Origin of the sequence: Flagellimonas lutaonensis (assembly GCF_000963865.1) — a bacterium.
In the GTDB taxonomy this organism is placed as follows: Bacteria; Bacteroidota; Bacteroidia; order Flavobacteriales; family Flavobacteriaceae; genus Flagellimonas_A; species Flagellimonas_A lutaonensis.
The window spans coordinates 1134383-1147919 of record NZ_CP011071.1 but is presented as its reverse complement, the minus strand read 5'-3'; the positions used below and the strand labels follow the sequence as shown (position 1 = coordinate 1147919).

General features: G+C 43.7%; 12 protein-coding genes. 6 read left to right on the top strand and 6 right to left on the bottom strand.

Going from position 1 to position 13537, the window contains the following annotated elements:
• Positions 1-104 precede the first annotated feature (104 nt).
• From VC82_RS05335 to VC82_RS05325, 3 genes are read left to right on the top strand one after another with little or no spacing between them, the layout of a single operon-like run.
• Positions 105-842 carry a polyprenol monophosphomannose synthase gene (locus VC82_RS05335; RefSeq protein WP_045801446.1) on the top strand — a complete coding sequence of 246 codons (738 nt, stop codon included), beginning with the start codon at positions 105-107 and terminating at the stop codon, positions 840-842.
• Positions 835-2169, top strand: coding sequence for a dihydroorotase (locus VC82_RS05330; RefSeq protein WP_045801445.1), 1335 nt, complete (start codon positions 835-837; stop codon positions 2167-2169). Before VC82_RS05335 ends, VC82_RS05330 begins: the two co-directional genes overlap by 8 nt.
• Entirely contained in the window at positions 2166-2603 is a 438-nt protein-coding gene (locus tag VC82_RS05325) for a DUF4296 domain-containing protein (RefSeq protein ID WP_045801444.1), read from the top strand. Before VC82_RS05330 ends, VC82_RS05325 begins: the two co-directional genes overlap by 4 nt.
• On the opposite strand, the gene VC82_RS05320 is transcribed toward VC82_RS05325, so the two are convergent.
• Positions 2575-3591, bottom strand: coding sequence for an NAD-dependent epimerase/dehydratase family protein (locus VC82_RS05320; protein WP_045801443.1), 1017 nt, complete (start codon positions 3589-3591; stop codon positions 2575-2577). The genes VC82_RS05325 and VC82_RS05320 overlap by 29 nt on opposite strands.
• Before the next feature lie 87 nt (positions 3592-3678).
• Here VC82_RS05320 and tyrS point away from each other — a divergent pair, with 87 nt between their 5' ends.
• Complete coding sequence (gene tyrS / locus VC82_RS05315; protein ID WP_045803272.1) at positions 3679-4974, top strand: tyrosine--tRNA ligase; 1296 nt, start codon at positions 3679-3681, stop codon at positions 4972-4974.
• A 180-nt stretch (positions 4975-5154) separates the two neighbouring features.
• Here the strand turns inward: tyrS and VC82_RS05310 are convergent, their stop codons facing one another.
• From VC82_RS05310 to VC82_RS05290, 5 genes are all read right to left on the bottom strand, one after another.
• On the bottom strand, positions 5155-6141 hold the full coding sequence (locus tag VC82_RS05310; RefSeq protein ID WP_179944606.1) for a LuxE/PaaK family acyltransferase: 987 nt from the start codon (positions 6139-6141) through the stop codon (positions 5155-5157).
• A 76-nt stretch (positions 6142-6217) separates the two neighbouring features.
• Complete coding sequence (locus VC82_RS05305; protein ID WP_045801442.1) at positions 6218-6541, bottom strand: T9SS type A sorting domain-containing protein; 324 nt, start codon at positions 6539-6541, stop codon at positions 6218-6220.
• A 166-nt stretch (positions 6542-6707) separates the two neighbouring features.
• Positions 6708-7016: a T9SS type A sorting domain-containing protein gene (locus VC82_RS05300; RefSeq protein WP_052698923.1), complete on the bottom strand. Its 309-nt coding sequence runs from the start codon at positions 7014-7016 to the stop codon at positions 6708-6710.
• Positions 7017-7177: 161 nt separating this feature from the next.
• Entirely contained in the window at positions 7178-9997 is a 2820-nt protein-coding gene (locus VC82_RS05295; protein WP_045801441.1) for a TonB-dependent receptor, read from the bottom strand.
• An 80-nt stretch (positions 9998-10077) separates the two neighbouring features.
• On the bottom strand, positions 10078-11514 hold the full coding sequence (locus VC82_RS05290) for a thrombospondin type 3 repeat-containing protein (RefSeq protein WP_045803269.1): 1437 nt from the start codon (positions 11512-11514) through the stop codon (positions 10078-10080).
• A gap of 222 nt (positions 11515-11736) precedes the next feature.
• On the opposite strand from VC82_RS05290, the gene VC82_RS05285 reads away from it, so the two are divergent.
• Positions 11737-12423 carry a response regulator transcription factor gene (locus VC82_RS05285; RefSeq protein ID WP_045801440.1) on the top strand — a complete coding sequence of 229 codons (687 nt, stop codon included), beginning with the start codon at positions 11737-11739 and terminating at the stop codon, positions 12421-12423.
• Positions 12423-13478 carry a sensor histidine kinase gene (locus VC82_RS05280; protein WP_045801439.1) on the top strand — a complete coding sequence of 352 codons (1056 nt, stop codon included), beginning with the start codon at positions 12423-12425 and terminating at the stop codon, positions 13476-13478. The genes VC82_RS05285 and VC82_RS05280 overlap by 1 nt, the downstream gene beginning before the upstream one ends.
• Positions 13479-13537 lie beyond the last annotated feature (59 nt).

Here is a 13537-nt window from a genome sequence, read left to right as displayed (position 1 = left end):
GCTTGTTTGTGGCGCAAATTTATGAAATAAGGCATTGAATGAAATTATGTACCCGGCGGATGCAACTATAAAATACTATTTTTGGGGCTCAAATGAATTTGTTAATGGCGGACGGACTGGTAATCATACCGACTTTCAATGAAATTGAGAATATCGAGGCCATCGTTAAGACCGTTCTCGATCTAAAACGAGATTTTCATGTTTTGGTTGTGGATGATAACTCACCTGATGGTACGGCGGCTGCGGTAAGGGGAATGCAAAAAGAATTCCCTGAACGACTTTTTCTGGAGGTAAGAAAAGAAAAGTCTGGTTTGGGCACTGCCTATATTCATGGCTTCAAATGGGCCTTGGCCAAGGGGTATGACTACATATTTGAAATGGATGCCGACTTTTCGCACCGACCAAATGATCTTTTGAGACTTTACAGGGCCTGTTTAAACGGTGCCGATGTGGCCATTGGGTCACGCTACAAGAAAGGGGTAAATGTGGTCAATTGGCCCTTGTCACGCATATTGTTATCGTATGGGGCCTCGTTTTATGTCAAACTGATTACCGGAATGCCTGTCAACGATCCCACGGCCGGTTTTATCTGCTACAAACGAAAGGTCTTGGAAAGCATCAACTTAGACGCCGTACGGTTTATCGGATATGCCTTTCAGATTGAAATGAAGTACAGGGCCTATTTAAAAAAATTCAAGATTGAAGAGGTCAGTATCATTTTCACAGACCGAATCGAAGGAAATTCAAAAATGACCTCTGCCATCGTGCGCGAGGCCATATTCGGGGTCATCAGCATGAGGCTGAGAAGCCTTTTCTTAAAAAAGAAATTTTTAAATGGCTAGAATACTTCTAAAAAATGCCAAGCTTGTAAATGAAGGCTCAATAGGCGAAGTAGATGTTCTTATTGTCGATGAGCGTATCGAAAAGGTTGCCAGTGGCATTGCCGATGCCCACGCCCAAATAATTGATTTAGAAGGCGATTATCTGTTGCCTGGGGCGATTGACGACCAAGTGCACTTCCGCGAACCCGGCCTTACGCACAAAGGCGATATCGCAAGCGAGAGCAGGGCGGCCATTGCTGGGGGTATAACCTCCTTTATGGAGCAGCCCAATACAATCCCTCAGACCACCACCATCGAGAAGCTCGAAGAAAAATTTACGATTGCATCAAAGAATTCGTTCGCGAACTATTCTTTCAAGTTTGGGGGCACCAACGATAACCTTGAAGAAATAAAACGATTAGATTCCAAAAGCTGTTCAGGTATCAAGCTCTTTTTGGGTTCTTCTACCGGAAACATGCTGGTAGACGACGAGCACGTAATCGAGCAGATTTTTTCAAATACAGAGATGGTCATTTCGGCGCATTGTGAAGATGAGGGCACCATACGGCGAAATCTTGACCGGTATCTGAAGAAATACGGAGAGGACATTCCCATTAAATACCATCCGCTGATACGCAGTGCCGAGGCGTGCTACCTATCTTCTTCGCGGGCGATAGAACTGGCAAAAAAGACCGGCGCACGCTTGCATGTTTTCCATATTTCCACTGGGGCGGAAACGGAGTTGTTCAGAAATGATATTCCGTTGGAAAACAAAAAAATCACCGCTGAGGTGTGCATACACCATCTTTGGTTCTCAGACAGGGATTATGAAAAAAAAGGCACCCTTATCAAATGGAACCCGGCGGTGAAAACGGCAACCGATCGCGAGCAACTTTGGCAAGCATTGCTCGATGATCGTTTTGATGTAGTGGCCACCGACCACGCGCCCCATACCTTGGATGAGAAAAAGAATGTCTACACCAAGGCCCCTTCGGGCGGCCCTCTGGTGCAGCACGCCCTTGTGGCCATGTTACAGTGCCATAAAGTGGGAAAGATTTCTTTGGAAAAAATTGTGGAAAAGATGTGCCATAACCCTGCCAAGCTGTTCGAAATAGAAAACAGGGGATTTGTGCGCGAAGGGTATTTTGCCGACCTCGTTCAGGTGAGCCTGAAAGAACCTTGGAGCGTGGCCAAAGAAAACATTTTGTACAAATGCGGTTGGTCGCCCTTCGAGGGCACAATTTTTGATGCCCAAGTAATGCGTACCTTCGTGAATGGCCATTTGGCGTACGACAGAGGAAATTTTTCCAACCAAAAGAAGGCCAAACGATTGACTTTTGACCGATGATACGAACATTTATTTGGGTATTGGTTATTTTGTGTTGCTGTTCTTGTGCCGAGAAGGTTGTTGAAAAACCAGAAAACCTTTTAAGCGAGGAGCAAATGACAGATATTTTGTACGATTTGGCCATACTACAGGCCGCCAAATCGACCAATAAGTCCATATTGCGAACCAACGATATCGACGCCATGCGGTTTATTTACAACAAGCATGGTATAGATAGTGCACAGTTGGCCTCGAGCGATCTTTACTACGCTTCGCTTCCACTCAAGTATCAAGCCATTTATGAAAATGTTGAGGCTCGTTTGGAAATGCAGGCCAAGATTCTAGAAAAGGCAAGAAAGGAAAAAACAGATAGCCTTCGGAATGTGACCAAGAAAAGGAGCGATTCTTCCATCTCGGCCAAGTCCATTAAAAAAATTCCGGAAAATCAGCCTTAAATTTTTCACAGCAGAAATCTATCGCCGTGTCGAGGTTCTCAAATTCGAACTCCAATAATTCCGTTGCTTTTTTATTGCTATAGTACTGTCTGTTAAACAAAGACTTTGCGGTTTGTTTTGCCAGTCGCCTTCTTTTGTTCAATAGCTTGGACCGCACCCAATCAAGCCGCCAGAAAACCTCGATGGCCAGTTTGCCATATTCCTTCTCTGGAACCGGTTTGCCCAATCGGCGGGCGATTCTTTGCAGTATCTCTAGATAGGTAAGGTTCTCAGAGACAAAGATGAAACGTTCTTTAGAAATGCCCGGCCCCATAGCCTGAATCAAGCCCCTGACCACATCATTGATTGAGACGAAACCGGTGCCCCCGGGGGGTGCTTTTTTGTTTCCTTTTGAGGCAAAGTAAAAAAAGGAGCCGCTGCCACTTTTCCAAAATCCGGGTCCCAGCACCACACCAGGATTTAGAATTACCGCGGGAAGCCCCTCTTGGGTACCTCTCCATACCTCTAGTTCTGCCCTTCTTTTGGTTAGACCGTACACCGTGGCATTTTTATCCGTCCAAGGGGTGTTCTCGGTAACCGGCGTACCGTTTGTTTGGGTGCCCAAGGCGGCAATCGAACTTAGGTAGCACAGCTTTTTGACCCTGTTTACCAGACAGACATTGACAATATTGGCCGTACCCTTCACATTGACCTTGACCAACTCTTGGTAATCGGCGGGATTGAAAGATATCAAGGCGGCACAATGGTAAACGTATTGCACGTCCTTTATGCTTTGATTCAATTGGGTAGTATCGAGCAGATCGGCTTGTACCCAATCAATTTTTTCCATCAATTGTTTGGGATGTTCAGAATAGTACGAAAATACCTTCTCTGTCTTTTCAAGGCTCTTCTTAGAGCGATAAATGGCCCGCACGGGCTGTTTGTTCTTCAACAACTCAAACAGCAAGTGCGACCCGATAAGACCTGTGCCCCCCGTTACCAAAACCATGCTCTAAAAGTACCGAATTGCTTGGTAATATTGATGTAATTGTAGCACAACATTCTATATTTGCAAGAATTCAACCAAAAGCTCAAAATGACGAAGAATTTTGTCAAGGAATTGGAATGGAGGGGCATGCTTCATGATGTTATGCCCGGTACCGAAGAACACCTGTTGCGTGGCATACAATCAGCTTATGTGGGCATTGACCCTACGGCAGATTCGTTGCATATTGGCCATTTGGTCAGTGTGATGATGCTGCGACATTTTCAGCTGGCGGGGCACAGGCCTGTTGCACTGGTGGGAGGCGCCACCGGTATGATTGGCGATCCCTCAGGAAAATCGGCCGAGCGAAACCTGCTCGATGAAGAGACGTTGCGGCACAACCAAGAGGCCATCAAAGAACAGTTGGCCCGTTTTCTCGATTTTGAAAGCGACGAAAAGAATGCGGCGATTTTGGTGAACAATTATGATTGGATGAAGGATTTTTCTTTTCTGGACTTCATTAGAGATGTGGGCAAGCATATAACCGTCAATTATATGATGGCAAAAGACTCTGTGAAAAAAAGATTGTCATCAGACGCAAAAGAAGGCATGTCTTTTACCGAGTTTACCTACCAGCTGGTGCAAGGCTACGATTTTTTGCACCTCTATCGAGAATACGACTGTACATTACAAATGGGCGGCAGCGACCAATGGGGAAACATCACTACCGGCACAGAGCTTATTCGCAGAATTGATGGAGGCAAGGGCTATGCCCTAACCTGCCCGTTGATAACCAAAGCAGACGGATCTAAGTTCGGTAAGACAGAAAGTGGTAATATTTGGTTGGATGCCGACCGTACATCACCCTATAAATTCTATCAGTATTGGCTGAACACCTCAGATGAGGATGCCGAAAAGTACATCAAGATTTTCACCCTCTTGCCCAAAGAAGAAATAGAAAGTCTGGTGGGCGAACACAACCAAGCACCCCACTTAAGAATTCTACAGAAAAAATTGGCCGAGGAGGTTACCGTTATGGTGCATTCGCGGCAAGATTTTGAGAACGCGGTAAGGGCCAGTGAAATACTTTTTGGAAAGTCGACATCTGACCAGTTAAAGCAGCTCGACGAAAAAACCTTTCTAGAAGTTTTTGAAGGGGTGCCCCAAGCTGAGCTTTCCGGCGATGTTCTTGATGAAGGGTTGGATATGGTAGCAGCCCTTGCCGCCAAAACCGGATTTCTGAAATCGAACGGTGAAGCCATCAGGGAATTGAAGCAAAACGCCATCTCTGTAAACAAAGAGAAAGTGGGCCAGCAGCATACCATCACCAAGAACGACCTTATCAACGATAAGTTTGTTTTACTGCAGCGGGGCAAAAAGAATTACTTTGTACTGGTCTTTAAATGATATCTATATAATTCTGCCAAGGAGCAGGAGCAACATACCGTATAGAAATCGAATAAATCGGGAAAGACAATTTGTTTTGTGTCTTTTACAGTGCCGTAATAAAGAGAGGGAAAAGTAAATTAAATATGCGCCCACAATTCCTTTATTGAAATGGAACATAAGGCAAAATGAGATTTATTCTTACAGGGCCATCAAATTACAGCCCCTCACATCAGAGTGGTCAAAGCGGCCCAATATTTCAAAACTGCCATCATCATTTGCCTTGCCCAAGTCTTGGGTGGCGATAAAAGCGCATGAGTCGATATTGGCCAGGTCAATGACATTTACCCCACCTGTTTTGTCCACTATCGGGTAGTGCAAGGGGTCTTCGGTGTCGCGGATCATTATTTTCATCCATGGCGGGGCTTCAAACCTACCGTTCCCTTTTGAATAGGCCTGTGAGAGCAATTCGGTCATCCCGTACTCTGAGTGGATTTTTTCGACCCCAAAGGCAGTTGTCAAGAGTCTGTGCAGTTCTTCCCTGATCAGCTCTTTGCGTCGGCCCTTCATACCCCCCGTTTCCATAACCGTGGTGTGTTTTAGTTGCTGCGGATATTTTTCGGCAAAATCCAATAGGGCAAACGATACCCCGATCAAGAGTGATTTGGTATTGGTTTTCTCTAGTTTTTGAAGTTTTTGATGGAGTTCATCGTGATTGTAGAGATAAAAACCGCTGTCAGGATGCCCGGTTCTTTTGATGAGTTCTTCCACCATAAAGACCAACGATGAGCCTTGCCGTTCAAGATATGAGGGCAATAGGGCCAAGATGCACAGTTCATCGACCCGGCCGTAACAACGCTCGAAACCCAACAAAAAGCTTTTTTTATAGAGCGATGGGTCGGCCACAAAGTGTTTGCTGGTTTCAGCACCAGTGGTACCACTGCTTTCAAAACACAGGGCATAATCTTTTTTGCCCGAGACCACCTGATGTGATTTAAAAAACTCGATGGGCAAAAACGGTATGTCATCCAATTGTTTGACATTGGGCGGCGCTTTCCTTAAATGATCGCAAAAGGTCTTGTAAACGGCATTGTTTTGGTATTGATGCCCAAAAAGTTCCAGGGCCGTTTGTTCAAAATCCTTTTCGCCGGAAATTTCAAAAATTTTATTTGCTATCCCATCATCCATTGGTATTGGCTAAAATAGCCAAAATAAAAAGCCCCGACTATTGTCAGGGCCTTTGTGCACTTAATGTTTTCTGTGATTATTTGACCACAAGTTTTCGGGTCATGGTCTTTTTACGTTCGGTTACCTGCAGCACATACACCCCAGGAACCAACCGTGAAATGTTCAAGGTATTTGTGGTAATCACCTCTGTCAATACCAGTTCGCCAAACACATCATAGACGGCAATCTTCTTGTTGCCGTTGGTGGCGGTGGTAATATAGATTTCATCGCCATAAGCAGGGTTTGGGTACATTTTAAAACCCTTTAGCTCCTGTGGCTTGGGGTGGTTGACCTCTACAAGGTCTTGGCCCATGGCATATATTGGAATCACCATAATGAGGATTAAGTAGATTTTCTTCATATGCTTGATTTGGGATAAGCAGGGTAAAGGTATGTAAATGTCTTACAATCAAGTACTAAATGTTGTGAAACGCCAATTTTTGTAGGTAAAGGCCATTTCTTTGATGTGAAAGGGAATTTACTTGTGAAGAAGGTGCGGTTTTAAAGAGTGGGAAGCCCTTTTAAAATTATCGGATGATAAGCTTTCGGGTAGCCACCTTGTCTTTTTCGAAGACCCGAATAATATAGACCCCTTTGTCAAGATCAGAGAGGTTCAATTCTTTGCCCAAAATGGTTGTCTGCAAGACTTGAGTGCCCAATATATCAAAAATCAGGATTTTTTTTGGGGCATTCAGGGTGGTGCTGATAAAGATTTTACCGTTTGTTACAGGATTTGGATAAAGTTTGAGCCCGTCAATATCACCCTTACCTTGAGATTGTTGTGAAAATCCCAGGGAGCAAACAAAGAAGAATGCAATCAGGTAAAAGTGCTTCATAAAGTACTGGTAGCAAAGGGTATGCCACAAATATAGAAATTTTAGCCTGCTAAGCTTTTTGGAGGAAAGAAAAACACTACACTTTTCGATGAAATGCACAAAAAAGGCCCTGATTTCAATATCAAGGCCTTTCAGGCATTTAAACTAACTGACTCAATTAGTTAAAAATTTAAGCTATAACCCAAAGAAATGGTCTGACCGGGATCACGCAATGAGTAAATCTGATCGTTAGCCCTGAACGATTGATAAACACTCTCTATTTTATCATCTAAAATGTTCGAAAATCTCACTGTTATCCTAGAATTCCTATTCTTACCAAACTCCTTTCCTATTGACATCGTCAAATTGTGGAAAGGTAAGGTATATACGTCAGGAACCGCTCTGATTCCGACTACTTCTAGGGTCTTTCCCTGAACATTGTAGAAAAGACCCCCTTGCCATCCATTGTTTTGACCTCGATAATTCACGCCAAGATTTATCAAGAATGGGGATTGCCCTTGTAATTCTCTTGTGTCTTCTATTCTTTCTCCCTCTCGGGCAGCCAATTGGCGAGAGTTGAATTCGGTTTCGCTCATATCGACTTGCGAATCTATTACGGAGAAATTCGCATTCAAGGAGACTTCTTTAAAGGCAGGGCTCAAAATTCCAAGGGACTGCCTTACTTCCAATTCTGCTCCGAAAACCCGTGCCGACTCGACGTTCTGTGGCTTAAAATTATCCGGGGCTTGCTCAAAAGCCACTAATTCTATCGGGTCGGTAAAAGTCTTGTAGAAAGCGCTTATTGCAAAAAATTGGGAGTTCTCACCGTACCTTTCAAAACGTAAATCAAAATTATTGATATAAGTAGGTTCTAAATCAAGGTTACCAATAAAAACCCTGTTGGTCAAAGGATCGAATATCTCGGCTATCGAGGCCTCTTTAAAGGATGGGCGGGCCGTGGTCTTAGAATATGATGCCCTTGCTTTTGTATTCCCTTCTTCATTAAAGTCAAAAATCAAGTTGGCTGATGGAAAAATATCAGATACATCGATAATTTTTTCTTCGTTCAAAACGATGTCCCCAAGGTTGTTCTGGCCTGTGTAAAAAAGTTCGAACTTTTCATAACGAAGGCCTAAAATGCTTTTCAAACGTGGGGATAACTGGAATTCTTCACCAATATGTGCAGCCGCAAGGGTAGAATACGCCTCGAAAGTGTTCGTCGGCTCAAAATTTCCGGTTATGTAAGTTCCCGCATCCGTTTCTGGGGTCCAGATGTTTTCCGGTATTAGCAGATTATCTGAATTACCATCAATCGGAACGGCGGGTGACGGCAGAACCGACAGAAAATATTGGTCTATACCAAAGTCCCTATCCTTATAGGTGTAGGCACCACCAAAAGTCAGCTTCGCGTTCTTATTGAACAATTTATGTTTTCTGGTGAAATCAAGTTTACCAGCTAGATTGATTTCCTCAAGATCTCGCCATATTCTCGTAGGGGGGCCAAAGCTACTAGGTCTTATTATCAATTCCCCAACATCATTTATTTCAAATGATGAAAAACGCACATCTTTGTCATTAATAATGGAAAGAGTTGGGGAAAATTTCCATTCTACTGTCCATGAAGCATCAGAACTGGTATGGATTCCGCCCAAGAACGCATTGGTGACCGATCTCTCGGTGTATTCAATATTATCCCGTACACCGCGAACTTCATCAAATAGTAAAGACGCTACATTGAAAAAGGCATTTCTAGACTCGCCATTTTGAATATGCAGTATGTTCAACTTATATTTTGACCTTTTTGTTTTAAGTGCTATCCCGGCAAGTCCACTGATTAAAACATTGTTAATGGCTATGTCACCACTCTGTAGGCGATCTGGTTCCAACTCATATATTGCACTGCTTGACCTGTTTTTGAACCAAAAATTGTTCTCGGCATCTTGAAAAAAATCGGTTGTGTTACGATAGCTTAGAGAAGCCAAGAAACCAAGCCTAGACTCTTCACCAATACTGTACTGATTCCCCCCTGAAAAACTAAAGTTGTAGTTCATAAAGCTTTGGTCTTTTTTGACAGCCATTTCCGGCTCTAACCTTTGTGTGAACTGGGTCAAGGCCGGATTGTCTGCTGATGGGGGCGGTATGACCTCACTACGGCCAATCGGTAGGTCACGTTGACCATTATCAAAACCCAGAAAATCGGTACTACTTTTCTTTGAAGTCAAAAAATTATCATTGAAGTGCATAGAGGAGTTGTAGCCAACTCCCACAGAAAGATTATATTCCTGTTTGGAGGGAATATCTTTGGTGACAATGTCGACATAACCACCGGTAAAATCGGCTGATGATTCGGGGGTGAATGATTTTACGACCTGTATGTTATCCAGAATAGTCGTGGGAAATAGATCCAGTTGAAGCGTATTTCTGTCCGGGTCCAATCCGGGTACATCCATGCCGTTTAAGGTAGTTTTGGTATATCTATCGCCTAGGCCCCTCACATAAACATATTTGCCTCCTTGAACAGAAACTCCAGGAACAGATTTGACTGCAGAGGCAATATCGTTGGCACCGGTTCTTTTGATACTTTGCAGTGATAGGCCGTCCAATAATTTTACCGATGCTTTCTGTACTTGCAATACTGAGGCCTCTGTATTTTTAGTAACACTTGTTGTGACAACTACTTCATCCAGTTGGTTTGCAGACGAATTTAGGGTGACATCCACAATGGTATATTCATTGGGCTCTACCACAATATCTGTTATTTTCTTGGTCTCGTAGCCCAAGTAAGAAACCACTAAAGCATAAGTGCCCGGCTCGATTGAAATTTCATACTTGCCGTCAAAATCAGAGGTAGCACCTTTTGATGTACCTTCAATCAAAACATTGGCAAACGGTAACACGTCGTTTATCTCCCCGTCAAAGAGTGTTCCGCTAATACCGCTTTGACCGATTGCGGTATATGCAATGGTCAATGTGAAGAGCGTAAGTAAGGCTTTTTTCAGCATCTGTTTGGTTTTAAGAGAAAAAACCCGCCCCACTACTCGGGGCGAGTTTCTTATTTATACTTATTTAAAAACTGACAATCTTAGAAGCCAAGATTTGCCTTGGTATTGGAATAAGTCCATGCGAAAGCTGAAGTGTCAGCACCAACGGTCGCAGCACCTTCGGCAACGGCACTTGCCCAAGTCGAAGAGTCGGTTACAAAATCCGTGGCGATGGTCACGTCTTTCAAAGTGTGCATTGCATTTACATTCGCTACACCTGCCGGCAACACAAATTCCCATGCCATGAAATTCAACAAATCGTTGTTGTAAGTAGTGGCGGATTCGTCTCCGTTAAGCCGTACCAATTGCACGTCAGAGAATCCGGTAACGAAAACATTGTTGATATCGGCCTCAAGACCGTCACGGTAATCCGCTATCCGTCGTGACCCCGTGCCTGCAGCATCTGTGTTGCCCACTAAAGTAATATTGTTCAACGTAAAGCCTCCCGTTGTGCTGCCCTCAGGACCATCAAGCTCCAAGGCACTGTCAGAACGCAATCCTTGTACCACCATACCATTGGTCAAGGTTCCAGACCAAGCTTGATCTAAATCGATACCATCATCTGCTACCGACCACACAAACACATTACTTACATCGACTGTACCGCCAAAGATTTCCAAACCATCATCTTCGTTACCTACAATTTCTATGTTTGAAATGGATGTGCCAGAACCGACACCACCTAAAGTAAGGCCATTGATTTCGTTGCCCTCACCAATCAAGGCACCACCATGGCGAATGGAAATATAAGCTAAGTCTCCAGAGTCATCTGCAGGATCATTTCCTCCAAACAACCCGAATGTATCGCTGGCAGGAATACCCTCAATTTGCTCTTCGGTCACGTCACCTGAAAGCGATGCCGGGGCATTTCCCAAGACCAAAACGCCACCCCATAGCCCATTGTCATTTTGGTCAAGATTGGTGCCAGCAGTTTCACCAACTTGAATGTTATCTTGCTCCGAGGTGAAAATGATAGGTCGTTCTGCGGTACCCACCGCATTAATTTTAGAACCTCTTTGCACTATAAGTGCGGAAGCTAAGGAACCCGACCCGGATTTACCTTTTATGATGGTACCAGGTTCTATGGTCAAAGTGACGCCCACGCCTACAACTACTTTGCCGCCAAGCAAATAAATATTATCCCTGGTCCAAGTTGTGTCTTCGGTAATTTCACCTGTAACTGTGATTAGACCTGCACAAGAACCCCCAAAATCAACATCGGTTTCATCTCCATTCTTTATGCCATCATTACACGTAGCCACTTCACCATTCGGGGTGGGATCGCAAACGTTGCCAATGCCATCATTATCGTTGTCCGCTTGGTCGGCATTCGCAGCATTTGGGCAATTATCAACGCTGTCTTCGATACCATCACCATCAGCATCTTGTATGATTGGGGTCGGTCCGTTATCATCATCACTGCATGCGATAAATGTCATCGTAACCGCAGCGATTAGAAATAAAAATAATTTTTTCATAAGGCTTAAATTTTTTGTTTTCATAGTTAAAGTGTTGATCAATTTTCTTTTCCAAAACACTCTGCAAATAAAGAAGTGTGTTGTAAAGGTCGTGTTAGCCCTTTGTTAAGAGTTTATTTAAAAACCTTTACGATAGTGTTACCACATTAAATCAATGTTAAGGGCTAGAGAGGTTTTAGTATTATCTTTACATTTGAGAGGTTAACTAAACTTCCGCATCTAATGAAAAAAAAGGATATCAAGATACTTTTGGTAGATGACGAACCTGACATTTTGGAAATTGTCAGCTACAATCTATCGTCAGAGGGCTATCAGGTCTTTACCGCCAAGAACGGAGTGGAGGGTGTGGCCAAGGCAAAGAAGAAACATCCCCATTTGATCATCCTCGATGTGATGATGCCGGAGATGGATGGTATCGAGGCGTGCGAGATCATTCGCAAGACACCGGGATTGGAAAATACGGTCATCACATTTTTGACCGCAAGGGGCGAAGACTATTCCCAGGTGGCCGGCTTTGATGCCGGTGCCGATGATTACATCACAAAGCCTATAAAGCCCAAGGTGTTGGTCAGCAAGGTAAAGGCGCTGCTAAGAAGATTGAAAAATGATGAATCTGAAACCGAAGACATTGTAAAGGTGGGCGATATCGTTATCAACCGCGAAGAATACAAAATCGTCAAAAACGGCAAGGAAATCATCTTGCCCCGAAAAGAATTTGAACTACTGTCGCTTCTTACCTCAAAACCCAGCAAGGTTTTTAAGAGAGAAGTTATTCTAGACAAGGTCTGGGGCAACGAAGTGGTGGTCGGGGGCAGAACCATCGATGTGCATATTAGAAAATTGCGCGAAAAAATCGGGGACCATCATTTCAAGACTGTCAAAGGGGTGGGCTATAAGTTTGTACTATAATGGCCCTTAAACTACGCAAGTCATATAGGTTTGCCCTGCGTTCTTCTTTTTATATCTCGTTGATTTTTTGCTTGGCAGTGCTGTTGGCCGCCTACTTTTTTGAGCGGTACGACTATGTGGATGCATTGCTGTCCTTTCCGGTTGTTTTTATTATTTCTTTTTTGATTTTACAAATTCGGGTAGAAAGGTTTATCTATAGGAGGGTCAAAAAGATATATGATGATGTGTCACTGCTCGAGTCCTCTTCATTTTCGAACCGGCCCATCACTACCGATATGAAGACCCTTACAGAAGAAATCGAAAAATTCGCCCAGGACAAAAAAATTGAGATCGATACGTTGCGAATTCGAGAAGAATACCGTAAAGAGTTTCTCGGTAATGTCAGCCATGAGCTCAAAACCCCTCTTTTTACCGTTCAGGGCTATATATTGACCTTGCTTGATGGGGCCATAAACGATAAAAAGGTACGGCACAAATATCTGGAAAGGGCCAACAAAGGGGTAGAACGCCTTATCTATATTATCAAAGACCTTGACCTTATCACCAAACTGGAGGTGGGCGACCTGCATCTTGAAAAAGAGCGCTTTGATATCGTGGAGTTGATTAGAAACGTTTTTGACCTGCTTGAAATCAGGGCTTCGAAGAAAAATATAACCCTGACCTTTGATATGGAATACGACGAGCCCATATATGTAATGGGCGATAAAGAAAAGATTCAGCAGGTAGTTTCAAATCTACTCATGAATTCCATAAAATACGGCCAAATAGACGGTACCACCGAGGTGAGTGTCGAGAACTTGATAAAGAACAAGGTAATCGTCAGGGTTACCGATAACGGCGAGGGCATTGCCCAAGAGCACTTGCCGAGACTTTTTGAAAGATTCTATAGGGTCGATAAGAGCGGCAGCAGAAAAGAGGGTGGTTCGGGCCTCGGCCTTTCCATTGTCAAGCATATTATTGAGGCCCACGGCGAAAAAATTTATGTTGAGAGCGAAGAGGGTGTGGGTTCTGAATTTTCATTCACGCTGGAAAAGGCAACTAAATCCGGTAAATAGTACTTTTAGTGCCCTTTTCTTGCTTGGACCTATCTTTCGTAATTGGTGAACGGTTTTCC